We start from the raw sequence: 236 nt of genomic DNA, 5'->3' as shown, positions 1-236 counted from the left end.
CTGCCAGGGGCCGATAATATCCAGCCCTGACTGCCCGTCTACGCTGAAATGATTTATCGCCCAGTGTGTATGGTTAATCGCTTCTATGGTACCGCCGCCGCTAACACTCTCTTCTCTGGCGGGTCTGTCACAGCCTGCCAACAATATCGCCACAGCGATAAAAACAAGGCGTGTGAACCATCGTCCCTGCTTCGGAAACTGCGGAGGATACCAGACTGCATCAGGCTTCATTGTGG

The 236-nt window shown here is 53.8% G+C and carries 1 pseudogene; it reads right to left on the bottom strand.

Annotation, left to right across the window (positions count from 1 at the left end):
* Positions 1 to 231, bottom strand: a pseudogene (locus IAE27_RS29450) (DUF3304 domain-containing protein); the annotation flags it as partial.
* Between the last annotated feature and the right edge of the window lie 5 nt (positions 232 to 236).

This window comes from Klebsiella sp. S69, from assembly GCF_016516145.1.
Taxonomy (GTDB): Bacteria; Pseudomonadota; Gammaproteobacteria; order Enterobacterales; family Enterobacteriaceae; genus Klebsiella; species Klebsiella oxytoca.
This window is presented reverse-complemented; position numbering and strand designations above follow the sequence as displayed.